Genomic DNA, 22536 nt, shown 5'->3' on the forward strand with positions numbered 1-22536 from the left:
CTTACAAACCCCCATAGGTCATCAGATCAACATTCAACCGCCTCGTCGGGCGGTTCAGTCCAACAAGGTTTATCTGCCGCGTATGAGTCCAGCGCTTCTTTCATGCATCGCCTCGCGGCAGATAAACGCTGTTCGTTATACGGCATGAGTACACGTTCCCTTCTCACCGGGACGGGTGTGTTGCTTGGATTCGCGGTCGCCTTTGCTGCAGGCCTGCGCATCGGAGTAACGGTAGGCGCTGAGGAGTTCGCGAAAATGGACAGCTCCGCCAGGGCATCTGTGCTGACGTCGGAACTTCGGGCGTTGCGCGCCGGAAGCGTTGCCCAGATCATCGAGGCGAAAGAGATTGAGGTCGATGGCAGCGTGGTCAGCGCTATCGAATTTCAGAACTCTGGAATGCCATGGCTATTTTGGCCGAGGGACGGGGCTTGGAACCATGCTCGCTCACTTGGCTACGTCGCGGAGTATCGAAAGCAATACCCACCGGTGATTCCGAAGCTTGCGCCTACTGTGGAAAAGCCGGACCCTGGCGGTCTTCGGAGCTTCGCTAAAGAAGTCGAAGGGTCTACGCTAGTATTGATTGAGCGCTATGGCAAATAGCCCGTATAACTGGTCGATCGACACGGACCCACAACAGCAGAAGGCCGCTTCGCGGCTGGCGTTGCGGTCCGGTCATCTTCAACGTTGAGGCTGTATTTTTAGTCCAGAAACTTGAAATGAATTCTTCAATGAGAAAACTGACCTCTCAGAATCGCGCATACGGCGCGATCGGAACCTCGGGAATGGTAAAGGCACTCTCGATTTTCCCTGTTCAGAGTGAATGCGGACTAAAAATACAGCCTCGTTAGGCAGCTGATGGACCCAGGACACGTCCTCCAGCGAGCTCGAGAGCACACTCGACACGGTCGGTACGAAGAGGCACTTGCGGACTTCTTGTGGTTCCATCGCAATGCGCTAGAACACGACGCGGCGTACTACGGCGTCAGGCTCTCCTTCGCGCTCGCCTACTGGAGGGAGCTTATTGGAGTATTTCCCCGAGCCGGCGAGGTCCTGCAAGCCGTGAGGGATGAAACGGCAAGTGAGCTTCTGCGCGGCGAAGGTGACTCGCGCGATCTTTTCAACGATGCGACGGCGATCGATCTTGAACTTGGTCGGACCAAGAGCACATACGAACTCTTTGTGGCTTTGCAGACGAAGGAGCCCGTGCGCGCTTCAGAATGTGCAGACATAGCGCTACCTTGCATCGTCGAGGCGGGCGATTGCGATTTGGCGATGCAGATAGTGCGCGATCCAGAGCAGTATCTCCTTGGTGCGAGTGAGCAACTGAACGAGAACCTGGGGCTAAGGGCATTGCCGCGAGCAACTGCAAGGATCCAGCGGGAAACGTTCGTGAATATCTACTGCGAAGACGTGCTTCTCCTCCTTCGCATTCTGGAGGGCGTGGGCCGAGCCGAATGGGCATCTGCGGCCAAGGTTTGGGCGGTGGCCTTGGCTCGGAGTGCCAGCGTCCGGCGCTTGGTGGAGAGTCAGCTGGCTGCACAACCCGATCGAGAACACAGCGAAGCGCAAGATGCTGCTGCCTAACAGGTCCTATATGGACTCCCCCTCAACGGCAAGAAACTGACCGATAGATTGGCTGTTGGGGATGCGCCTGCAGTCGTATATCCGGCATCTAAAGTGGACTCTGTGGAGGTCCGTGCCGACATGGAATCCGCGTCACCGCTGCGCCAATCGTTACAAGCGGCACGTGTTGCCCATCTCGCTGCACGTGCTAATGTTCCCGCATGAGCTCGACCCCCATCAGCCACCACATCAACGCGCCCCGCGCGATCGTCTATCGCGCGCTTCTTGATGCGCATGCGGTCGCGACGTGGATGGTGCCGGCTGGCATGAGCAGCCACGTGCATGCGTTTGACGCCCGCGAAGGGGGTGCGTTCCGGATCTCGCTCACGTACGACGCACCGACCGGGGCCGGCAAGACGACCGCGCACACCGACACGTACCACGGCCGCTTTGTGAAGCTGGTGGCGAACGAGCAGGTTGTTGAAGTGCTTGAGTTCGAGACGGCGGATCCCGCGCTGCGCGGTGAGATGACGATCACGATCTCGCTCGCTGATGCGGACGACGGCACTGATGTCTTCGCCGTGCACGACGGGCTATCGCCCGGCCTGCCGGCCGCAGACAACGAGGTTGGCTGGCGGATGTCACTCGCGAAACTGGCGGCGCTTGTCGAGGCGGACGTTACGTCACATCAGTCGAAACCCTGAGTGATGAATCATCAAGCTCCATAGCTTCAATTGCTTCAACTGCTTTAATTGCCTGCATTGATTCAAGATAGTATTAGCCGCGTTAGTCCGACTTCCACTCCATGCAACTTTCAAAATCCGGAGAGCCCCGTATGAACAAACGCAATTTCCTCGCTGTGGCCGCTGCGGCCGGCATACTGCCGGCAACCTCGGCACCTGCCCTGGCCAAAACAGCAACAAGTGGTCCTGCACTGCTCACGGTGGCTGGGGCCATCAAAAAGGGCAACCGTGGCCCGCTGGATGCGGCGCTGGACCAGATGATGGCTAAGCATGGCGTCAAGTTCTCCGAGGCGTTTACGCTGGATACCGCGGCGCTTCAGCGTCTGCCGAGCATCACCATCAAGCCCACGCTGGAGTACGACAACAAGGTGCACACCTTGACGGGCCCCTTGTTGACCACCGTGCTGAATGCAGCGGGAGTCAAGACTGATGCTGCGCTGCGCCTTGGCTTGCGGGCGGTCGACGGCTACAACGTGAATATCACTCTGGCTGACGCGAAAACGTACCGGATGATGGTGGCCACCCACATGGATGGCAAGCCCTTGGCGCTGGGTGGGTTGGGGCCGCAGTGGGCTGTTTATGATGCCGACACGCTTGCCGCGTTCAAGGACAAGCCCGTCAAGGAACGGTTTGCCCTGTGCCCTTGGGGGCTTTATTTCATTGACGTGAGCCCTGCGTAGAACGTAGAACGCTTCGTCAGGCATCACAAACACCCTCACACACTCGTGGCAAGGACTAAACATGGCCTCGTCTGCTCTCGAATCTTTCGTCTCAAAAGCCATGGCGCATGCGCGCGATCTCCCCGAGCCTGCCGACTGCGTGCTGGCGCTCGCCCCACTGATGCTCGAACTCATCGAACGGGCAACGACGTTTCTTGAACCGCAGCACTATCGAAGCGACCCGAACCACTACGCTCGCAATCTCGTCTACGACGCACCGGATGCAAGCCTCTCGCTCTACACCCTGGTTTGGTCGCCGGGGCAATGGACACCGGTACACGACCATGGCAGCTGGGGTGTAGTCGGCGTATTGGAGGGCGTGCTGGAGGAGCGCGACTACGTGCGCCTGTCACCAGACAGCGGGGCCGATGAAGGCATTCATCTCGTACGGGGCGGCGTCATCCTCTTGGGGCGCGGCGCAGTCACGAGCTTTGTGCCAAACCCCGACCACATCCACGTCACGGGCGTTCCACCGGAGAGGCCCCGCGCCGTGAGCCTGCATCTTTACGGCCGAACGATGAACAGCTTCAATACCTATGACATTGCCTCAGGCACACGCCGGCGTGTAAACGTAGCGCACAACGAAAGTTGAACCGGGTCCACGGGCCCGGAACACCGAATCCAGGTGCGGCCTAACCCGACCGGGGGGCTTTACTTCATCGGCGTGAGCGTTGCGTAGAACGCACTGCAACACACGGGCCACCCGGTGTTTCTTTCAGGCGTGGGTTGCCACCAGCACGGCGGCCCACGACAGCAGCGCCACACCAAGCGGCGTGCTGAGGCGTCGGCCCCAGGAAACGTTTTTTTCGATTGCCATCACGGCGGCAAGAACGAGCATCCAGCCGAGGCTGCCAGTGCCGACCGCGAACATCAGCAGCATCAGTGCCCAGCAGCAGCCGACACAGAACAGGCCGTGGTGCGCACCTAGCGCAAACGCCTGCCGCGCCTGCGCATGCCCACGCCAGTGCTCGATCACGAAGCTCAAGGGCGTGCGGCACTTTTCAAGGCACCGGTACTTCAGCTTGCTGAACTGAAAGGCGCCGGCCAGCGCAATCGTTGCTGCGCCAATCAGCCAGCCGTGCCACGCCAGCGTGGGTACGCTGGCGAGCAGGGACAGCACCGCGCTGTGCAGCGCATGCGCCAGCAGCCCGAATGCGCCCCACACCGCCATGTAGCCCAGGCCGAGCAGCAGCAGCAGGCGCCCATGGTCCGGGCGCTCGGCCGTCAACCGGTCGAAGGTGCTGAACAGGGGCAGGGTGGTGGGCAGCATCATGGCTGTCGTCATGAGGATCCACGAGGCGGCGTACAGCACCATGGGCACGACCACATCGCCAGCGGGCACGATGCGGCACAGAAACGCCGCCGGGCCGGAGGCTGTCCAGTCAGCGTGCTCCAGATAGCGCCCGTACGGGCTGCGCGCCCACGCCCACAGCGCCATCCACGCGAGCGCAATCAGCGCGGCCAGCACGGGCAGGAACACGCGATGGTGGCGCGAGAGGATTGGCGGCGCCGGGCCTGCCGTCGGGTTCATTGGGAAACCTCCGCGCTACGCGCTGTTGTATTGGCTACGACGTAACAAGCGCTTCGCGCAATTGTGAGTCTTCGCCGCAACTTCGTTGTCGCCTTGGGAGCGGCCGATGGCTCATGCATCGAAGACGAAGGTGCTCTGCAGGGCGTTGTGGTTCTTGATGTCGAGGTCAATGCCGAGCGCGGCGTTTTTGGATCGGTAGGTCGGGGCCTTGCCGACAAACACCGGCGCCCCCGGCACCGTCGAGAACACGGTGTCGGATAGCGTGGTCAGCCCACCCATCGCACCACGGTATGGCTCAAGTTCAGCGAAGTAGTTCTTGCCGATCTCGAGTATGCCCTTGCCCTCCTCGACGGTGAAGCGGATTGGCGCCCGTTCCACCGACACCACCTCGCCGATGAGCTTGGCAAGATCGGCCACCGGGCCGCCGGCCTGGCCGGTGTAGACCTTGAGCAGTGCCTCTTCCTGTTCCTTGGAAGCCTTGTCGTCGACAAAGATCGCGGCTCTCCAGTTGCCTTCCAGGATATTGCCGGGCACATGGGCCACGGCTGCAATGGTGTTGCCGCCCACATCGACGCCGTCGACCGTTCCCTTGTCAATGCGCCACGCGACGATGGTGTCGCAGGTGCCGTTGTCCGGATCCTCACCGATCCAGCAGGGGCACAGGACGTTGCAGTTGCAAACCTCGAGCAGACGACCTTCCAGGTGATAGCTCATACGAACCTCCATGGGAGCCACATGAACAGGGACTTGTCGTCTTGGCTCGCGGCGGCAAGGAAAAATGATTTTCCGCCGCGGGGTGGGCCAAGTCAAGTTCGAAGGTGGCCAGCACACAGGTCAGAGCTAGTCAGAGGGAGGATATGGTCACACAACCTGACGTTCAAGGCATTGCCCAGTTCAGTGGTCTCCTCTAATTGGGGGGTGGATTGCTTGACAAATCGCTCCTAGACTCGGCTAATCACGACTGCCGGGCTTCATGAGATTTTTATACCTGCGCGCATAAACAGTGAAAAATTCGCAATGGCAATCGATATGCGGCTCTCAAAGGAATTCGATAGTCAGATTCCATCGCGTCTTCCAGATTAATCCGAAGGTTTTGCGGTTTAAATTACCTTAGACCTTGAACAATAGTACTCAGGGAGTCACCCAAGAAGGAGGAAACGAAACATGAAGCTCTGCCTTGTCTCTGCGTTGCTGTCCGCAACGATTGTCAGTGCGCAAACCGCGCTACCTACGGAGTATCCGGAGGGCGCTGTGGCTCTCAACGGTGACGTCATCAGGGAACAACTCGCCGGAAAGACATACACGGTAAAACCGTCTGATGGCACCACCTGGCGCCTTGATTTCAAGGCAGATGGCTATGTATTCCTGGATACCAGTCGTGGCTATCGCGATAGCGGAAAATGGCGAATTGACGTGAACAACTGGTGCACCGAAATGCAAAAGACGGGCCCGGGCTGCAGCGAGCTTCGTCGAAAGGGCGACGTTTTCTACTACAGGCGTACTTCGAATGGAGAGGTCGTGCCAATGACGCTTCGTTAGGGAGTTTGGTTGCAGCAAAGGCCTGACCCATTAGAGGGACTTCCCCTCGACGGCAGGCTTCACTCGCCATCGACCGCCGCTTATGTCAAGCATTGAATTGAAATCGAAAGGCTGCTTTCCGCGAGCGTCTATGACCGCAAAGGGCGCCAGGCGGTCTTCCCCCGTTTGTTATTTGACCAGCAGCCCGTTGATCTGCCCGCAGGTCCTCTGGTGTCAAACTGCCGCTGGCTTGCCGTGGCTGCCCGCTCGATGCCAAGGTCAGGCCCCGGTTCGTGGAGAGCGCGGCCGAACGTGATGTTCGAGGGGCCTCGGACTTGATGAGCAATCGCAGCGCAATTCACCGCGCTGGCTGCTACCGCAGGGCTTTCGCCGCCACCATTTCGCCAACCTTGCGGCCCAGCGCTGTACCGACCTCGGTCGAATTGCGGAAGTGCACGCCGTCGTAGATGCGTGCATTGGCCACCTCCTGCGTGAATTCGGCGATGCTGGTCCACGATCGCGTCACACCCGGTGCGGTAGGGCTGGTGGTGGCGAGCCGGGGCATCGGCCCGTTGCCAATCTCGGCTTGCAGCACCGCACCGAGTGACGCACTGATAACGCAATGCGCGCAGGGGTACTCCGGGTGCATCGGCGTGTCGATGAAGGGCGCCCACATCGGGTCACGTTCGGTAGCGTCGTTGCCATCCTTGTCGCCGTTGCGGATCGCAGTCACGGGGCGCCAGAAGTTGTAGGTGTACTTGGCATCGAAGATCGCGACCAGGGCATCGTCCATGGCCATGCCCACTGCGGCCAGCAGCCTGGCGTTTTGCGTCACATCGCGGCCGGGCTGCAAGGCCACGGCGCGTGCCAGCGGGTAATAGATCACCGGCTGGGTGGTTTCCCAGAAGCGCGCGATCTCGGTCTGCGCTGCGCTGCGCTGGGTGCTGGTCTTGCCGCCCAAGGCCTTGATCTCGTTGTAGTCGCGAGCCCAGACCTCGCTGGACAGTGCAGGCGGCGCGCCAGGCCTGAGTTGGTCGCCCGAGGCCAAGACCCAGGGCTTTCGCTTGCCCCAATGCGGGACCGCGGGCGAAGCCGTCGGCACATAGACACCAGGCATGCTGAACGGCACGTAGCTGTCTGGTGCCGTTGCGCCGTCGCCGCCACGCAATGCCAGGATCGCAGCAGCCGCCTTCTCTCCAACGGCGATGCCGGCGCTCCGCGCAGCTCCATCGGGCACCGTTGCCAGCGCCGCTTGATAGGCCGCGTCGATCTCGGCCTGCTGCGGCACCAGCAGCTTACCCAAGGTGCCGCGCATGGCCGCCGCGACCGCGGCTTCGACCGATGCAGCCGGCGCTGCGTCTAGCACCACCCGGCCGGACGCCGCATAGCGTCCGGTGATCGCATTGACCGCGTCGAACACCGCAACATTTGCGATTGCCAACGCACGGTTGGCCGGTGGCGGCCCCACTCTTCCGGCCACGATGATGTCATTGGCCTTGACATTCCAATCGGTGACGGCGTCGGCATGGACTGCCGCTGCAGCCAGCGTCATTGATGCCGCGACCGTGATACGTGACAAAGACTTAATTGCGTTCATAGGGCTCTCCATGGTTGTTGACGTTCTTCGTTTGCGTACATGCGAAGCCTGTGTCACGGCGATGCCCGGCTCGTTGTTGAGCGAAGTCGTGGGATGGTCCCCGTTTGTAATGCTACGTGGCCTTAAGGGGAATGGCACTTACTTTGGCTCCCAGTCGTGACCATGTATCTTGATTTTCCGGCGAGCATACGCACGCGGGACCTTTAGCCACGGGTAGGGTTTGGGTCGTCGCTTTCGCATTCGCGGCTCCATGCGTGCGGATCGATTGCCCACCCTGCACTGGGCGATCAATGTGAACAGCCGCCCGCCTTCCTTCGTGGCCGACAGACCGCGCGAGACCCACTCGGTCCACAGTTGTACGGTGTGCTTGAAGCTCAGCTCACGCGGGTCTATGCCGACATTGCGGGCGGCCTGCGCCATGAGCAACCGAATCACGTTGTAGGCCAGCAGATGAACCCATAGCTGTTTTTCGTTCATCTGCGGCGTCTGGCAGCTCAGCACATCCATGCCCGTGGTGGTCTTGAGGTTGCGCAGATCGAGTTCGACGTTCCAGCGACGCGCGTACAGCGCCGAGAGATCGTTCTTGCTGACCTTGCGATGGTCAAGCAGTGTGGTGACCAATACCTGGTGAGCTACTTTGACTTCGCGCACCGTTAGCTCATCGGGAAAGCCCGTGTACTGCTCAGGCGTCATCCACTCTGGGCGGGGCGGTTTAGGCCAGCGCACGATGTGATCGCGTGGTCCCAGCGACTGACCACGGCGAAAGTCGGTGATGCGCGATCCGTTTTGCTCGAACAACACATCCACGCCTGCGGCCATCAGGGAGGCGATCAAGAAATAGTTGCAGTACAGGGCATCGGCAAGCATCACATCACCTGGGCAGAAGCCTGCGAGCAGACGGCGCACAAGCCCGAGTTCGCCGCTGCCCTTGCCGCTGTGTGGCCCTACCGCCATATCCAGCGCCGCGCCGGTTGCCAGACAAATCACCATGACCAGTCGCGCCAGCGGAAAGCCTACTCCAGGCGCCTGGGTGCGGGGCTGGGGATAACGTTCCTGGTTCTCGGGAGTATCGGGCATCGAGATGCCGGTGCCGTCCACCAGCTTGACCGCGCGCCCACGCCATAGCCATTGCGCCAGCGCCTTCTCGTGGAGCAAGCGGCCTGTTTCGCGTGTCAGCGTACCGACCATCTCCAGCGGCAGGCGCTGGCGAGCCCGGCAGTACCCGCCGGTACGAACGCTGCATGGCCTCAAACCATCGGCCGCGCGTTGCGCGGCCCAGCCATTGACCGCCTTCTGGCACGAGCCATCAGCCTCCAGCACCTGGCGCATGAACATCGACAGTGCAACCGTGGGCGGATACAGCCGCTCGCGGTGCTCGGGCAGCAGCGCCTCGGTCGTCTCCAGCAACTCAGGACTCGTCAGTACGTTGAAGAACTCCACCGCATGCGTCGCCTTGGTCTGGCGTTTGATACGGACTTGACGTTGATGAAAAGCGTTTCGGGCGTTACGATCCATGGTGGTTGGCCTTCGGAAAGATGGTTTGGGTGCGTAGTAACAACCATCCTATCAATCCACGGGTCAGCCACCTCCTTTTGCATTCAAATTCACGTGCTTACGCACGTGACTTCAACGTCATGCAGCTTATGTAAGTGCCATTCGCCTTAAGGGCATTGCGTGCCTTTCCGGAGCGCGACCAGCTTGGCGTGCTTGGCTTTCGCCTTGGACCAGATCAGGTCTTTGGCTTCGCAGAACTGCATCCCTTGTAGAGAGCAGTCTCTTCTGAGAACACAAGCAGAGTGCCCTCACCCGTGACACGATTTATCGTTATGTCCATACGGCCGCCTTCTTCGCTCCACTTGAGCTCCGTTTCCGAGATCTTGCAGGGGTGAGCATTGCAGTTTTTTGCGTCAAGGTCGATCGTGTAGTTGTTATCCGCAAGTTGGCCCAGGCGCTTGTGCCAAAACTCGCACTTCATTTGTATAACTTCGGCGTTCACAGCCGACCCCGCGCACGCCAGTGCAGCGAGCAACAGAACTTGATAGTTTGTCATTTGCCTCTCCTGTCGTTTGCCAATGCGTGAACTGCAGTTGTACAACTGTTACTGCCAAGCCTGAAATGGCGTGGGCGTAAGGCGCATGTTGTTGACGCCTAACGAATAGCGTTCATCTACCGCGCGGCGATGTTTGAAGCAGGCGCTGGACCCATACGCGCAGGTATAAAAATCTCATGAAGCCCGGCAGTCATGATTAGCCGAGTCTAGGAGCGATTTGTCAAGCAATCCATCCCCCAATTAGAGGAGACCACTGAACTGGGCAATGCCTTGAACGTCAGGTTGTGTGACCATATCCTCCCTCTGACTCCCTCTGACTCCCTCTGACTCCCTCTGACTCCCTCTGACCCGACCCGTGTGCCAGCCGTCATCGAACCTGACTTGATCCACCACGCGGCGGAGAATCATTTTTCTCTTGCCGCCGCGTGGTGGGCCAAGTCAAGGACGATGAAGGGCGATAAATAGTGATGAAAGGCGATGACGACCAGCACAGGGGTGAGAGGGAATCATAGGTAATCAGGGGCAGTCGGAGGGGCAGTGGGCGGCCGGAGGAGGCTCTGACGCTCAGGTATTCACCAACGAAACCCACGGCGGGGTTATCCTCCAATTGGAGGATGGGATGCCCGGCACATCGCACCTAGACTCGGCTCTTCACCACTGCCGGTTTCAACCAAAAGGAGAACTGACCTATGCGTACCCGAACCCTCATCGGCCGCTCATTGCAGCTGGCTCTGTTGTTCGTCCTGGGCCTTGTCGGCTCATTCGCGCTTGCCCAGGCGCCTGCCCAGGAGCAGGCGCTGACACGGACGGCCCGTGATGCGCAGCTCAAGTGGAGCCCTTGCCCGCCGTTCTTGCCCAAAGGATGCGCGATCGCCGTTCTTCATGGTGATCCTGCGAAAGAGAACGCGGATCTCTTCTTCAAGGTGCCTGCCAAGTCGACCATTCCGCTCCATTGGCACACGTCGGCGGAGCGCATGATCCTCGTGGCAGGTGAGCTTCATGTCACCTATGACGGCCAGAAAACAGCCGTTCTCAAGCCCGGGACTTACGCCTACGGCCCCCCCAAAGTACCGCACAAGGGCTTCTGCGCAAGCACCAGCGCCTGCATCCTCTTCATTGCCTTTGTATCGCCGCTGGACGCAGTGCCCGTCGAGAACAAAGGGAAGTAACGTACGTGGCCTTATCGGCCCTTGCCTTGTTTGTTGGGCACTTGGTACTTGGTACTTGCTACTTGCTACTTGCTATTTGCCGTTGGCTATTTGACCAGCAGCCCGTTGATCTGCCGCAAGTCCTCTGGCGTCAAGGTGCCGTTGGCTTGCCGCAGGCGCAGGCCGCCCAGCAGCACGTTGTAGCGCGCCTGGGCCAGGTCGCGCTTGGTCTGGAACAGCTGGCTTTGCGCATTGAGCACGTCGATGTTGATGCGCACGCCCACCTGGTAGCCCAGCTTGTTGGCGTCCAGCGCGCTCTGGCTGGACAGCTCGGCCGCCTCCAGGGCCTTGACCTGCCCCTGGCCGGACAGCACGCCAAAGTAGGCGGTGCGCGTGCTCTGGGCCACGGTGCGCCGTGCGCCATCGAGGTCGCTGCGTGCCTTGTCTTTCAGCGCGAGCGTTTCCTTCACGCGGTTTTGCGTGGCAAAGCCGGCAAACAGCGGGACATTGAGCAGCAGGCCGACAGTGCTGGTGTTGGTACGTGTGGACAGGGCGGTTTGCGTGGTGCCTGAGGGGTTGCGCGTGACGTTGTAGCTGGCGGTGGCGTCTAGCGTGGGCTTGTGGCCGGCTTCGGCTTTTTTGACTTCGAGTTCGGCAATGTCCAGCCCGCTTTGCGCCAGGCGAATGCCGGGGTGCACCGCTTCGGACTGCTGCACCCAGGTATTGACATCTGCCGGCACCACCGGCGGCAAATTCACCGGAGCCAGCAGGCCCTTGGGCTGTGATTCGGTTTTGCCGACGAGCTGGTCCAGCGCGATTTTCTTGACGCGCAGGTCGTTCTCGGCGGCGATCTCCTGGGCAATCACCAGGTCGTAGCGGGCCTGCGCTTCGCGGGTGTCGGTGATGGTGGAGGTGCCCACCTCGAAGTTGCGCTTGGCCGAGGCCAGCTGCTCGGCCACCGCGGCCTTTTGTGCCTGCACAAAGGCCAGCGTGTCCTGCGCGGCCAGCACATCAAAGTAAGCCTGGCTGGTGCGCACGATCAGGTCCTGTTCGGCGGTCTCAAGCTGTGCCTTTGCCTGGTCTACCTGCCGGGCGCCCTGCTCGTAGGTGGCCCAGTTCTGGGGCCGGTACAGCGGCTGCGTGGCCGTCAGCGTGGCGTTTTGCGTGTTGAAGCTGCGGTCGACCACCGGGTTGGTGTTTTCGAAGCCGGTGCGGGAGGCTCCCGCGGCCAGGCCCGCCGTTGGCAGGATGCCGGCCTTGGCCTGTTCGGCCCTGGCCAGGTTGGCGTCGTATTGCAGCCGGGCCGACTGGTAGCTTGCGTCAAATGCACGGGCCGATTCATACAGTTCCACCAGACTCTGGGCCTGTGCCTGCTGGGCAACAGCCATCAGCGCCAGGGCAATCGCCATCGACAGGGGCGCTATCACAGGAGGCACCGCTGGCGCCTGAAGTTTCTTGGGCGTGGTCATAAGGGTCCTGAAGAAGTGATGAATCGGCAAATGGAAGGCAAAGGTAGAAGGCGGGCAATCGGCTCAGCGGGGCATCAGCCGTGCATCAGTAAAGCGGCACGGAAGGATCGACCTGCTGGGACCAGGCGTCAATGCCGCCCTGCAGGTTGACGACCTCGGTAAAGCCGCTTTGCGCCAGGTAGTTGGCCACCTGCAGGCTGCGCATGCCGTGATGGCACAGGCAGGCAATCGGCTGGTCGGTGCCGCCGGCTTCCTGCAATTCGGCCAGTCGCGCCGGGATCTCGCGCATCGGGATGCGGACCAGCCGGAAGCCGTCCTCCCTGACTGACGCCGTCTGCAGCTCCCAGGGCTCGCGCACGTCGAGCACCACTGGCGGGGCGCCGGGTGTGGCAGCCTGTGCGCTGTCACGCCAGGCGGCGAAGTCAGAAGGATTCAGTTGGGAAATCATTGCGGTGCCCTTGGTTGCTGGTTGGCAGGTGGTGGCAAAAAAAGTTCAAGCCGCTTGTCAGAAGTTGAATTTCGAAGGCTCGGGAAAGTTCAGCAACCGCGGCGCCACCGTGTCCCAGGTATGGGTGGTGCGCCAGGCTTCTTCGGCGACACGCGTGACCAGGGTGGCGCGCATCACGGGCTCAAAACCCACGATGGCGCTCAGGCGTCCGCCGACCTTGAGCAGCGACAGCAGCGAAGCGGGCACCTCGGCGACGGAACCGCTGAGCACAATCACGTCAAACGGTCCGTGCAGCGGGTCGTTGCTGGACACGGCCTGCGCAAGATTGGCAGCGCCGTCGCCGGTACGCACTTCGGCGTTGTAGAGGCCGGCTTTTTGCAGGTTGCTCCGTGCCATCTGGGCCAGCGTGGGGTCGATCTCCAGCGTGATCACCTGCTGGGCACGGTGCGCCAGCAGCGCCGCCATGTAACCGGAACCGGCGCCGATCTCGAGCACCTTCTCATGTTTCTGCACGGCCACGTCCTGCAGGATGCGGGCTTCGACCTTGGGCGCCAGCATGCACTGGCCGGGGTTTTTGTGGTGCGCCGCTTCGGCGGTCAGCGGAATTTCCATGTCCATAAACGCCAGCGCCCGGTAGGCGGCCGGTACGAAGTCTTCGCGCTTGACCACGGCGAGCAGTGAAAGGACCTGGCTGTCCAGCACTTCCCAGGGGCGGATTTGCTGCTCAATCATGTTGAATCGGGCTTGTTCGTAGTTCATGGGGGACCTGTGGGTTGGCGGGGTAAGAAAGGAAGGGGAGTGCACGAGATAAACCCTTGATTTTAGCCGGGGCTGGAGACGGAAGCCGGGCCGGCGGAAGCCGCTTCAGCCGGGGCGGCCGCGTGTGCTTTTCGCCGGAATTTGCGCTTGAACCACTGGCCCAGGTCGTCCAGGTAGCAGTAGGTCACGGGCACCACCACCAGGGTGAGCAGGGAGGAGGTGATCACGCCGCCGATCACCGCCTGGCCCATGGGTGCGCGTTGCTCCGAGCCTTCGGTCAGGGCAAAGGCCAGCGGCATCATGCCGAAGATCATGGCCAGCGTGGTCATCAGGATGGGGCGCAGCCGCACCCGGGCCGCCTCCAGCAGGGCCTCGCTGCGGTCCAGGCCGGGCACCTGGCGGCCGTCTGCGTCGGTCCCCGGCTGGCGCATGCGAATGGCGAAGTCGACCAGCAGAATGGCGTTTTTGGTGACCAGGCCCATCAGCATCACCACGCCAATGACGGAGAACATCGACAGCGTGGAGCCAAACAGCAGCAGGGCCAGCACCACGCCGATCAGCGTGAGCGGCAGCGAGGTCATCAGGGCCAGCGGCTGCAGGAAGCTCTTGAACTGGCTGGCCAGGATCATGTAGATAAACACAATCGCCATCACCAGCGCCGACACGGCATAGCCAAATGACTCGGCCATGTTCTTGGTGGAACCGCTGAACTGGTAGCGGTAGCCCGGCGGAAGATCGATGCCGTCCAGCACGGCCTTGATGTCGTTGGACACCTCGCCGGCCGAGCGGTTGTAGACGTTGGCGTTGATGGCGACTTCCCGGGTCAGGTCGCGCCGGTTGATCTGGTTGGGGCCGGTGGACTCTTTCACGCTGGCCACCTGGCTGAGCCGCACGATGCGCGCGGAGCCGTCTGGGTTGCTGCCGATGGTGCTGCTCGTGAAAGGCAGGCGCTCCAGGTCCTGCGGCGCATTGCGCGCATCGGGCGCCAGGCGCACGTTGACGTCATAAGTCTGGTCGTCGGGTGCGCGCCAGTTGCCGACGGTCTGGCCGGCCACCAGGGTGCGCAGCGAAGCGGCAATCTGCGACACCGACAGCCCCAGGTCGGAGGCGGCATCGCGCCGCACATCCACTTCAATCACCGGCTTGTCGGCCTTGACGCTGGAGTCCAGGTCGACCAGGCCGGGGATGCCGCGGACTTTGTCGGTGACGAGGCGGCTCAGGCGCTCCAGCTCCTTCAGGTCGGGGCCCTGCAACGAAAACTCGACCTGCTTGTTGCCGCCCACGGCGTCGAGCAGACCGACGTGGGTCACGGTGATGCCGGGCACCTGCCTGAGGCGTTCGCGCAGCACGCCCGACATCTGGTCGGCATTGCGGCTGCGTGCCTTGCGGTCGACCAGCCGCACATACACGCTGGCGTACATCTTGCCCTGCGCGTTGCCGGTGTTGAGGGTGGCCAGCGTGTAGTTCACCTCGGGAAATTCGCGGACGATGGCTTCCACCTGCCGGGCTTTCGCTTCGGTGGCTTCCAGCGATGAGCCCACCGGGGTGTAGAAGTTGAGCGAGGTCTCTGAAAAGTCGGCCTTGGGCACAAACTCCGTGCCCAGCAGCGGCACCATGACCAGGCTAACAATGAAAATCACCACGGCCAGCGCCAGCGTGGCCAGCTTGTGCAGCAGCGACCAGCGCAGGATCGCCTGGTAGCTGTTGCTCAGCGAATCGGTGGCATGGTCGAACCAGCCGGTCACGCGGCCAATGGTCTTGTCATACCAGGTGACCGGCGCGCGGTGCCGGCCATGCGCCTCGATCGACGGGTCGTGCCAGATGCTGGAGAGCATCGGGTCCAGCGTGAAGCTGACGAACATCGAGATCAGTACGGCCGCGACAATGGTGACGCCGAACTCGTGGAAGAACTTGCCGATGATGCCGCCCATGAAACCGATGGGCAGGAACACCGCGACGATGGAAAACGTGGTGGCCAGCACGGCGAGGCCAATCTCCTGCGTGCCATCCATCGCGGCATGGTAGGGCGCCTTGCCCATCTGCACGTGCCGCACAATGTTTTCGCGCACCACGATCGCGTCATCGATCAGCAGGCCCACGCAGAGCGACAGCGCCATCAGCGTGATCATGTTGATGGTGAAGCCGAACATGTTCATGAAGAGGAAGGTGCCGATGATGGAAATTGGCAGCGTCAGCCCGGTGATCACCGTGGAGCGCCAGGAGTTGAGGAACAGGAACACGATCAGTACCGTGAGCAGGGCGCCTTCGGTCAGCGTGCGGCGCACGTTTTCCACCGCCACGCGAATCGGCCGCGAGCCGTCGGTGATCAGCTCCAGCCGGGCGCCGGGCGGCAGCAGCGGCTGCATCTCCCGGATGGCCTTGTTCAGCCCGTCAACCACGGCAATGGTGTTTTCATCCTGGGCTTTTTGCACGGTCAGCAGCAGGGTGCGCTGGCCGTTGTAGAGCGCCAGGCTGTCGAGCTCCTGCGCACCGTCGGCAATGCGCGCGACCTGGCCCACGGTGACCGGTGCGCCGCCTTTGCGCACCACGATGATGTTGCCAAAGTCTTCGGGCCGCTTCATGCGGGCGTCGATCTTGACCACGCGCTCCTGCGCCAGCGAGCGGATGGCGCCGACCGGCAAATCCTGGTTTTCGCTGCGCACCGCGTTGACCACCTGGTCGGCGGTGACGCCCAGCGACTCCATGGCCTGCGGGTTCAGGTAGACATTGATCTCGCGTTTGGTGCCACCCACCAGCGTGACCGAGCCCGCGCCGCGCACGTTTTCCAGGCGTTTTTTCAGCACCTGGTCGGCCCAGTTGGTCAGGTCCACCGCATTCATGCTGGCCCCCGCGCCTGTCGCTTCGGGTGCCTTTGGCGTTGCGCTGCCGCGTTCCCCTGTTGCTTTGGGTGCGGCCGGTAAAACGGCGATCGACCAGATTGCGCGGCTGGCCGGGTCGAAGCGCAGCACGCGCGGCTCCTTCACCTCATCGCGAAAGCTGGGCCGGATCGCCGCTATTTTTTCGCGCACATCTTCGGCCGCCTTGCGTCCGTCCACATACAGCTGGAACTCGATGATGACGATGGCCTGGCCTTCGAAACTGCGCGAGGTCAGGGCATTGATGCCGGCGATCGAGTTGACGCCTTCTTCAATTTTCTTGGTGACTTCGCTTTCCACAATCTCGGGTGAAGCGCCGGGGTAGTCCGCCGTGACGACCACCACCGGGAAGTCGATGTTGGGGAACTGGTCCACCTGCATGCGCTGGTACGAGAAAAGCCCCAGCACGACGATGGCCAGCATGACCATGGTGGCAAACACGGGATTCTTGAGGCTGACCTGCGTGAACCACATGGCTTGCGTTGCTCAGGGGGCCGGCTTGGCGGAGGCTGGCGTCACTGCTGGCGCATTGCCGGCGGGATTCGCCGCGGCGCCGGCCTGTGTGCCTGGCATCTGCGTGAACCGGACCCGGGTGCCTTCACGCAAGGTCGGGATTTCACCCCGGATCACCAGCGTGTTTTCCGCCAGGCCTTTGACGGCCACGACCGCTTCGTTGCCAGACGTTCCGCGCGCGCCCGGCTCCACCGCCCGGTGCACCACCTGGTCGTTTTCAATGGCCTGCACATAGGGCGCCGGCTTGTCGGTGCGCACCGCGCTGACGGGCACTGCCAACATGTGCGCGCGTAACGTGCCCAGCGTGCCCTGCGCGAACAGGCCCTGGCGCAGGGGCAGGGCAGTGCTTTCACCGATGCCGGGCGTGTTTTCGATGGCGAGGTAGGCCAGCACGCTGCGGCTGCCGGCCTGCGCGCTGGGGTTGATGCGCACCACGCGAGCGCTGACTGGCTGCCGGCTGCCTTCCATCTGCAAGTCGGCACGCTGGCCGACGCGCACGTCCATGGAGTCGGTCGCGCTCAGGGTGGCCTCGAGTTCGAGCCGGCTCAGGTCGACCACTTCCACAATCTTCGCATCGATGCCCACCCGTTCGCCCGGCTGCGCCAGGCGCTGCGACACCTGGCCCGAGATGGGCGACCTGAGCACCGTGTCATCCACCGATTTGGCCGCAACGTCGGTGGCTGCCAGCGCCGCCCGGTAGGTGGATTTCGCGGCATTGAGGTTGGCCAGCGAGGTGTCCAGTGCGGTTTTGGAAATGAAGCCCTGGTCTACCAGCGCCTTGTTGTTGTCGTACTGGCGTTGCACCACCTCGACTTGCGCCCGGGCTGATTCGGCCTGCTCCCGCGCCTGCCGCACGCGCGACTGGTATTCGCTGGCATCAATGCGCGCAATCACCTGGCCGGCCTTGACGAAGTCGCCTTCGCGCACCGTCAGGCCCTGCAGTTCTCCGGCCACGCGGGCCTTGATCACGGCGGAGTTGACGGCCTTGAGCGCGCCCGAGACCGCCAGGCCTTGCAGCACCTCGCGCGGCGCGGCCTTGACCACGTCGGTGGCCGCGAGCTCGACCAGGCCCAGGTCCTTGGCCACGCTGGCGGCGGCCAGCGCCTGCTGCTGGGCCTTGCGGGCCGACAGGGCGCGCAGCACGCCGCCCACCACGAGCAGGACGACGAGCAGGGCCACAGCCCATGGGACCCAGCGTTTCATGATCAGGCTTGCTCCGGGCCCTGGCTCTGGCCCTGGCCCGAATCGCCGGGGCGAACACTCATGCCGTAAAGAATGGTGTTCACCTGAGTGGCAACGTATTTTTTGGGGTCCATGTCGATGTCGTCGCGAACGCACACGCCCATCGAGTGTTTGGACAGTATCAGGAAAATCATGGGCGCGATCACGGTATAGATGCCGTAGTCGAGGTCCATGTCGCGGAACTCGCCGCGCTCTATGCCTCGTTGCAAAATGCGGCGGATCAGGCTCTGCCCCGGCTGGATCACTTCCTGCTGGTAAAAGGCCGCGATCTCCGGGAAGTTCTTTGCCTCGCTCATCATCAGCTTGGTGATGCCCGAGGCTTTGGTGGCACCCACGCGGTCCCACCACATATTCATGCAATAGGCCAGCATTTCTGCACTGGTGCCTTCGAAGTTCTCGAGTTCCTCGTTCCATTCCTTGAAACGGCCGGAGATGTTTTCGCGCACCACCGCCTTGAGCAGTTCTTCCTTGCTTTGAAAGTACAGAAAGAGGGTGCCCTTGGAAACGCCGGCACGCGCCGCCACTTCTTCCGCCCGGGTGGCGGCAAAGCCCTTTTCGACGAACAGATCCAGCGCGGCATCCAGCAGCTCGCCGGGCCGGGCTTCCTTGCGGCGTTCGCGCTTGGCGGCGACCCCGGGGGCTGTTGGGCAGAAGAGTTTGGAAAGGGACATGATTACTGACTGACTGGTTAGTAATATAGCCCCTTGCTTTCCGACCGTCAACCGGGTGGGTCAGAGGCCGTACCTGGCGCCCCCGGCCGATCATCACACCCTGCGGGTGCCAACCGGTTTCAGAAGCGCGCCAGGGCCAGCGCCAGCCCCTCGCGCAGTACGTTGCGCGAAGCCATCAGCCCGTGCGCAGAAGGCATCCATTCCAGGATGTCGCGCTCCAGAGGAATCACATAGCCCATGGGCGCCGGTGTGACCTGGAGGCCGGCTGCCTCAAACGCCGCGACGGAGCGCGGCATGTGCCAGGCGTGGGTGACCAAGGCAATACGCTGCACGCCATCACGCCGGAGCAGGGGCGCCAGCAGGCGTGCATTGCCCGCTGTGTCACGCGCCTCGGCTTCACTCCAGCGCAGCGCGAGGCGGTAGTCCTGCAAGGCCATGCGCCTTGCCACCTCGGCTTCAGAGTCGCGCTGCGACTCGCTGGCGGCCCAGCCCATGCCTCCGCTGAACCCGAGGGGCAAGCCGGACTGGCGTGCCAGCCAGACGCCATAGCGCAGGCGTGCCGCCGTGTGTGCATTGGGTTGGGCCTCGCCGTATTCAGGCGCCTGCGGCAGCGCCCCGCCGCCCAAGACGACCACAGCCTGCACCTTGCCGGTTTTCAGCGCGGCCACGGGGAGAGGGGCGAATTGCGGCAGTATGGTGCGCGCCAGCCAGACCGACGTGCCATGACAGCTGAGCAGCCCCAGCAGCATCACCGACACCAGCGCCAGCGAGAGGCCGCCGCGCCGTCCCCGGAAGGCCAGCAGCAAACCGAGCAAGGCGAGCAGCAAAGGCGCCACGGGTGGCAAAGCCAGGCTGGCCAGCAGCGGTCTGAGGGTGCCGAATTCCATCAATTGCTATAAAAAAAGAAACTGATAGTACCCCGCGCGCCGGGGCGGCCGCACCTGAAAGCTCAGTATCAGTAAAAAGCCTGCAGGCCGGTTTGCGCACGCCCCAAAATCAGCGCGTGCACATCGTGCGTGCCTTCGTAGGTGTTGACGGTCTCCAGGTTGATCATGTGGCGGATCACGTGGTATTCGTCATGGATGCCGTTGCCGCCGTGCATGTCGCGCGCCATGCGGGCGATGTCGAGCGACTTGCCGCAGGAGTTGCGCTTGATCAGCGAAATCATTTCAGGCATGGCCTTGTCCTCGTCCATCAGGCGGCCCACGCGCAGGCAGGCTTGCAGGCCCAGCGTGATCTCGGTTTGCATGTCTGCGAGCTTCTTTTGAATGAGCTGGTTTTGCGCCAGCGGGCGGCCGAACTGCTGGCGGTCCATGGTGTACTGGCGGGCGCGGAACCAGCAGTCTTCGGCAGCCCCCAGGGCGCCCCAGGCAATACCGTAGCGCGCCTTGTTCAGGCATCCGAACGGGCCTTTCAGGCCGCTCACATTGGGCAGCAAATTCGCTTCGGGCACAAACACGTCGTCCATGACAATTTCACCGGTGATGGAGGCGCGCAAGCTCATCTTGCCCTCGATCTTGGGGGCGGAAAGGCCCTTCATGCCTTTTTCCAGCAGGAAGCCGCGGATGCTTTCCTGGCCGCCGACCTTGCCGTCGGGGTCTTCCAGCTTGGCCCAGACCACAAACACGTCCGCAATCGGGCTGTTGGTGATCCACATCTTGGAGCCCTTGAGGATGAAACCCCCGTCAACGGGCTTGGCCCGCGTCAGCATGCTGGCCGGGTCGGAGCCGTGGTTGGGCTCGGTCAGGCCGAAGCAGCCGACCCATTCGCCGGTGGCGAGCTTGGGCAAATACTTCTGGCGCTGCGCCTCGCTGCCATAGGCATGGATCGGGTGCATGACCAGCGAGCTTTGCACGCTGATGGCGCTGCGGTAGCCGCTGTCCACGCGCTCCACTTCGCGCGCCACCAGGCCGTAACTGACGTAATTGAGGCCGGCGCAGCCGTAGCCTTCAATGGTCGAACCCAGAAAGCCCATGGCGCCCGCTTCATTCATGATCTCGCGGTCGAACTTTTCGTGGCGTGCGGCCATCAGCACGCGGGGCTGCAGTTTTTCCTGGCAGAACTCGTGCGCGGCGTGCACGATGGCGCGCTCGTCGTCGCTGAGCTGCTCCATCAGGAACAGGGGGTCTTCCCAGCTGAATTTGGTTTTCATGGTGAGTCTCCTTCTGGATGCATTCGAGATGCGTTGAGGTGCGCTGAAGTGCGTTGGGGCTTTTGCAAAGTGTAGGGCTTGGGGCGCCGCATTGCGCCGCCTTCCGGCCCGTTGTAAGCGTTGTAAGTCACCCATTGTTTGACAAGCATGAATAGTTGTCTAATATCAAATAACGATTCAACGATACATTTTTTATATTCATGGAATTTCGCCACCTCCGCTATTTTCTGGTCCTGGCCGAAGAACTGCACTTCGGCCGGGCCGCGCGGCGCCTGTCGATTTCGCAGCCGCCGCTGTCGCTGAACATCCAGCAGCTGGAGGCCTCTGTCGGCGCGAAGCTGTTCACCCGCAACAGCAAGGCGGTGCAATTGACGGCGGCGGGGCTGGCCTTTGTGCCGGCGGCGCGTGCGCTGATTGACCAGGCCGCGCAGGCGGCCAGCCACGCGCGCGACGTGGGGCAGGGCATGGCCGGCAGCCTGGCCATCGGGTTTTCCGGCACCATGCTTTACAGCGGCTTGCCCAACATCCTGGAGCGCTTCCAGGCCGAGCATCCTTTGCTGCGGCTGACGCTGAAGGAGCTCAGCTCCAGCGAGCAGCTGATCGAGCTGGCGCATGACCGGCTGGACCTCGGCTTTGTGCACACCACGCGCGTGCCGCCCGAGCTGTCGCAGATCCTCGTGTCCAGCCAGGCGTTTGTGTGTTGCCTGCCGGCGGGCCATGCGCTGGCGCGCAAGCGCTCCTTGTCACTCAAGCAGTTGCACGGCGAGGCGTTTGCCGTGGTGTCGCGTGCGGTGTCGCCTGACTACCACGAGCGCATCCTGGCGATCTGCACCGAAGCCGGCTTTTATCCGGAATTCCGCTACGAACTGCGGCACTGGCTGAGCGTGGTGTCGCTGGTGTCGCAAGGCATGGGCGTGGCGCTGGTGCCGGCGGCGCTGCGGCAGTCGGCCATGGCCGGCGCGGCCTTTGTCCCGCTGGATGCCGTCACCACGCCTTACGACACGCACTGCCTCTGGAAGACTGCGCGCGACCACCAGTCGCTGGCGGCCTTTGTGAAAGCGGTGCGCGCCATCGCGCCGCCCGTCTGATCCCCTCTGAAAAGCCTGAAGGCTTTACATACAGGTGGCTCGCCCAAAGGCCCTTGCAAAAGTATGTCCCGCGCGCGAGACCTAAAGCTGTCACCATGGGGTAGTTCATAGGCTTCAAGGAGAACGGCATCAACCCGTATATCTGGTGTGCGGTGGGGGTGCTCCTCGGCGGGCTGGCCTGCCTGCTCGCGAACACCCGCGAAAAAATCATCATTCTCGAGAACCTGGGTGTCGGCGTGTTCGGCGCCTACATTGGCGGTGACTTTGTGGCCTCCCTGCTCAGCCATGGCGCTACCAACGACAAGACTTTCAGCATGGGCTCGCTCGGCCTGGCTGTCGCGGGCGCGGTTGTCTCGCTGGTCCTGCTGCGGCTGATGCGCCGCGCTGTCGGCCCCATGCACCAGACCAAAGGCCCGCGCCGCCGGGATTGAGCCGCTGCCCGGCAAGGG

Annotated in this window: 22 protein-coding genes; 9 read left to right on the forward strand and 13 right to left on the reverse strand. The window is 62.3% G+C overall.

The features are described 5' to 3' along the window. The first annotated feature begins 144 nt into the window (after nucleotides 1-144). The 5 genes from BPRO_RS08225 (at nucleotide 145) to BPRO_RS08245 (ending at nucleotide 3617) form a co-directional block, all read left to right on the forward strand. Nucleotides 145-600, forward strand: coding sequence for a hypothetical protein (locus tag BPRO_RS08225; protein ID WP_157045757.1), 456 nt, complete (start codon nucleotides 145-147; stop codon nucleotides 598-600). A gap of 333 nt (nucleotides 601-933) precedes the next feature. Then, nucleotides 934-1584 carry a hypothetical protein gene (locus BPRO_RS08230; protein ID WP_157045758.1) on the forward strand — a complete coding sequence of 217 codons (651 nt, stop codon included), beginning with the start codon at nucleotides 934-936 and terminating at the stop codon, nucleotides 1582-1584. A 200-nt stretch (nucleotides 1585-1784) separates the two neighbouring features. Beyond that, nucleotides 1785-2267, forward strand: a complete 483-nt coding sequence (locus BPRO_RS08235; RefSeq protein WP_011482589.1) for an SRPBCC family protein — start codon at nucleotides 1785-1787, stop codon at nucleotides 2265-2267. Between the two features lie 131 nt (nucleotides 2268-2398). Continuing rightward, nucleotides 2399-2986, forward strand: coding sequence for a molybdopterin-dependent oxidoreductase (locus BPRO_RS08240; RefSeq protein ID WP_011482590.1), 588 nt, complete (start codon nucleotides 2399-2401; stop codon nucleotides 2984-2986). 61 nt (nucleotides 2987-3047) lie between these two features. Then, the gene (locus BPRO_RS08245) at nucleotides 3048-3617 is read left to right on the forward strand and encodes a cysteine dioxygenase type I (protein WP_011482591.1); all 570 of its coding nucleotides are present in this window, start codon (nucleotides 3048-3050) and stop codon (nucleotides 3615-3617) included. Nucleotides 3618-3740: 123 nt separating this feature from the next. On the opposite strand, the gene BPRO_RS08250 is transcribed toward BPRO_RS08245, so the two are convergent. Beyond that, the gene (locus BPRO_RS08250; protein ID WP_011482592.1) at nucleotides 3741-4556 is read right to left on the reverse strand and encodes a DUF2182 domain-containing protein; all 816 of its coding nucleotides are present in this window, start codon (nucleotides 4554-4556) and stop codon (nucleotides 3741-3743) included. 111 nt (nucleotides 4557-4667) lie between these two features. Continuing rightward, a complete protein-coding gene (locus tag BPRO_RS08255) occupies nucleotides 4668-5270 on the reverse strand; it encodes a DUF1326 domain-containing protein (RefSeq protein WP_011482593.1) in 603 nt (200 codons plus the stop codon). Nucleotides 5271-5720: 450 nt separating this feature from the next. Here BPRO_RS08255 and BPRO_RS08260 point away from each other — a divergent pair, with 450 nt between their 5' ends. Then, entirely contained in the window at nucleotides 5721-6095 is a 375-nt protein-coding gene (locus BPRO_RS08260) for a hypothetical protein (RefSeq protein WP_011482594.1), read from the forward strand. 352 nt (nucleotides 6096-6447) lie between these two features. Here BPRO_RS08260 and BPRO_RS08265 read toward each other — a convergent pair whose 3' ends face one another. From BPRO_RS08265 to BPRO_RS08275, 3 genes are all read right to left on the reverse strand, one after another. Continuing rightward, the gene (locus BPRO_RS08265) at nucleotides 6448-7671 is read right to left on the reverse strand and encodes a vanadium-dependent haloperoxidase (RefSeq protein WP_011482595.1); all 1224 of its coding nucleotides are present in this window, start codon (nucleotides 7669-7671) and stop codon (nucleotides 6448-6450) included. 138 nt (nucleotides 7672-7809) lie between these two features. After that, complete coding sequence (locus BPRO_RS08270; RefSeq protein WP_011482596.1) at nucleotides 7810-9186, reverse strand: IS4-like element ISPosp1 family transposase; 1377 nt, start codon at nucleotides 9184-9186, stop codon at nucleotides 7810-7812. 214 nt (nucleotides 9187-9400) lie between these two features. Further along, complete coding sequence (locus BPRO_RS08275; RefSeq protein WP_041388580.1) at nucleotides 9401-9721, reverse strand: hypothetical protein; 321 nt, start codon at nucleotides 9719-9721, stop codon at nucleotides 9401-9403. A 689-nt stretch (nucleotides 9722-10410) separates the two neighbouring features. Between BPRO_RS08275 and BPRO_RS08280 the strand changes: the two genes are divergently transcribed. Beyond that, nucleotides 10411-10890, forward strand: a complete 480-nt coding sequence (locus tag BPRO_RS08280) for a cupin domain-containing protein (protein ID WP_011482598.1) — start codon at nucleotides 10411-10413, stop codon at nucleotides 10888-10890. Between the two features lie 86 nt (nucleotides 10891-10976). Here BPRO_RS08280 and BPRO_RS08285 read toward each other — a convergent pair whose 3' ends face one another. The 8 genes from BPRO_RS08285 to BPRO_RS08320 all read right to left on the reverse strand — a co-directional run bounded on the left by BPRO_RS08285 (nucleotide 10977) and on the right by BPRO_RS08320 (nucleotide 20999). Beyond that, on the reverse strand, nucleotides 10977-12338 hold the full coding sequence (locus BPRO_RS08285) for a TolC family outer membrane protein (RefSeq protein WP_011482599.1): 1362 nt from the start codon (nucleotides 12336-12338) through the stop codon (nucleotides 10977-10979). 85 nt (nucleotides 12339-12423) lie between these two features. Further along, nucleotides 12424-12786, reverse strand: coding sequence for a rhodanese-like domain-containing protein (locus BPRO_RS08290; protein WP_011482600.1), 363 nt, complete (start codon nucleotides 12784-12786; stop codon nucleotides 12424-12426). A gap of 57 nt (nucleotides 12787-12843) precedes the next feature. Beyond that, nucleotides 12844-13545, reverse strand: a complete 702-nt coding sequence (locus BPRO_RS08295; protein WP_011482601.1) for a protein-L-isoaspartate O-methyltransferase family protein — start codon at nucleotides 13543-13545, stop codon at nucleotides 12844-12846. A gap of 62 nt (nucleotides 13546-13607) precedes the next feature. Next, entirely contained in the window at nucleotides 13608-16895 is a 3288-nt protein-coding gene (locus tag BPRO_RS08300; RefSeq protein WP_011482602.1) for an efflux RND transporter permease subunit, read from the reverse strand. A gap of 12 nt (nucleotides 16896-16907) precedes the next feature. Next, the gene (locus BPRO_RS08305; protein ID WP_011482603.1) at nucleotides 16908-18137 is read right to left on the reverse strand and encodes an efflux RND transporter periplasmic adaptor subunit; all 1230 of its coding nucleotides are present in this window, start codon (nucleotides 18135-18137) and stop codon (nucleotides 16908-16910) included. Between the two features lie 2 nt (nucleotides 18138-18139). Next, nucleotides 18140-18847 carry a TetR/AcrR family transcriptional regulator gene (locus BPRO_RS08310; RefSeq protein WP_011482604.1) on the reverse strand — a complete coding sequence of 236 codons (708 nt, stop codon included), beginning with the start codon at nucleotides 18845-18847 and terminating at the stop codon, nucleotides 18140-18142. Nucleotides 18848-18966: 119 nt separating this feature from the next. After that, a complete protein-coding gene (locus tag BPRO_RS08315; RefSeq protein ID WP_011482605.1) occupies nucleotides 18967-19734 on the reverse strand; it encodes a YdcF family protein in 768 nt (255 codons plus the stop codon). Nucleotides 19735-19802: 68 nt separating this feature from the next. After that, the gene (locus BPRO_RS08320; RefSeq protein ID WP_011482606.1) at nucleotides 19803-20999 is read right to left on the reverse strand and encodes an acyl-CoA dehydrogenase; all 1197 of its coding nucleotides are present in this window, start codon (nucleotides 20997-20999) and stop codon (nucleotides 19803-19805) included. 200 nt (nucleotides 21000-21199) lie between these two features. Here BPRO_RS08320 and BPRO_RS08325 point away from each other — a divergent pair, with 200 nt between their 5' ends. Further along, nucleotides 21200-22087, forward strand: coding sequence for a LysR family transcriptional regulator (locus BPRO_RS08325; RefSeq protein WP_011482607.1), 888 nt, complete (start codon nucleotides 21200-21202; stop codon nucleotides 22085-22087). A gap of 152 nt (nucleotides 22088-22239) precedes the next feature. Beyond that, nucleotides 22240-22518 (forward strand): hypothetical protein, encoded by a 279-nt coding sequence (locus tag BPRO_RS08330; protein WP_011482608.1) that lies wholly within the window; start codon nucleotides 22240-22242, stop codon nucleotides 22516-22518. Nucleotides 22519-22536 lie beyond the last annotated feature (18 nt).

Origin of the sequence: Polaromonas sp. JS666 (assembly GCF_000013865.1) — a bacterium.
GTDB lineage: Bacteria > Pseudomonadota > Gammaproteobacteria > Burkholderiales > Burkholderiaceae_C > Polaromonas.

Coding starts and splice junctions, on each gene's coding strand:
- BPRO_RS08225 (WP_157045757.1), top strand. CDS start 145: ATGAGTACACGTTCCCTTCTCACCGGGACGGGTGTGTTGCTTGGATTC.
- BPRO_RS08235 (WP_011482589.1), top strand. CDS start 1,785: ATGAGCTCGACCCCCATCAGCCACCACATCAACGCGCCCCGCGCGATC.
- BPRO_RS08240 (WP_011482590.1), top strand. CDS start 2,399: ATGAACAAACGCAATTTCCTCGCTGTGGCCGCTGCGGCCGGCATACTG.
- BPRO_RS08245 (WP_011482591.1), top strand. CDS start 3,048: ATGGCCTCGTCTGCTCTCGAATCTTTCGTCTCAAAAGCCATGGCGCAT.
- BPRO_RS08250 (WP_011482592.1), bottom strand. CDS start 4,556: ATGAACCCGACGGCAGGCCCGGCGCCGCCAATCCTCTCGCGCCACCAT.
- BPRO_RS08255 (WP_011482593.1), bottom strand. CDS start 5,270: ATGAGCTATCACCTGGAAGGTCGTCTGCTCGAGGTTTGCAACTGCAAC.
- BPRO_RS08260 (WP_011482594.1), top strand. CDS start 5,721: ATGAAGCTCTGCCTTGTCTCTGCGTTGCTGTCCGCAACGATTGTCAGT.
- BPRO_RS08265 (WP_011482595.1), bottom strand. CDS start 7,671: ATGAACGCAATTAAGTCTTTGTCACGTATCACGGTCGCGGCATCAATG.
- BPRO_RS08270 (WP_011482596.1), bottom strand. CDS start 9,186: ATGGATCGTAACGCCCGAAACGCTTTTCATCAACGTCAAGTCCGTATC.
- BPRO_RS08275 (WP_041388580.1), bottom strand. CDS start 9,721: ATGACAAACTATCAAGTTCTGTTGCTCGCTGCACTGGCGTGCGCGGGG.
- BPRO_RS08280 (WP_011482598.1), top strand. CDS start 10,411: ATGCGTACCCGAACCCTCATCGGCCGCTCATTGCAGCTGGCTCTGTTG.
- BPRO_RS08285 (WP_011482599.1), bottom strand. CDS start 12,338: ATGACCACGCCCAAGAAACTTCAGGCGCCAGCGGTGCCTCCTGTGATA.
- BPRO_RS08290 (WP_011482600.1), bottom strand. CDS start 12,786: ATGATTTCCCAACTGAATCCTTCTGACTTCGCCGCCTGGCGTGACAGC.
- BPRO_RS08295 (WP_011482601.1), bottom strand. CDS start 13,545: ATGAACTACGAACAAGCCCGATTCAACATGATTGAGCAGCAAATCCGC.
- BPRO_RS08300 (WP_011482602.1), bottom strand. CDS start 16,895: ATGTGGTTCACGCAGGTCAGCCTCAAGAATCCCGTGTTTGCCACCATG.
- BPRO_RS08305 (WP_011482603.1), bottom strand. CDS start 18,137: ATGAAACGCTGGGTCCCATGGGCTGTGGCCCTGCTCGTCGTCCTGCTC.
- BPRO_RS08310 (WP_011482604.1), bottom strand. CDS start 18,847: ATGTCCCTTTCCAAACTCTTCTGCCCAACAGCCCCCGGGGTCGCCGCC.
- BPRO_RS08315 (WP_011482605.1), bottom strand. CDS start 19,734: ATGGAATTCGGCACCCTCAGACCGCTGCTGGCCAGCCTGGCTTTGCCA.
- BPRO_RS08320 (WP_011482606.1), bottom strand. CDS start 20,999: ATGAAAACCAAATTCAGCTGGGAAGACCCCCTGTTCCTGATGGAGCAG.
- BPRO_RS08325 (WP_011482607.1), top strand. CDS start 21,200: ATGGAATTTCGCCACCTCCGCTATTTTCTGGTCCTGGCCGAAGAACTG.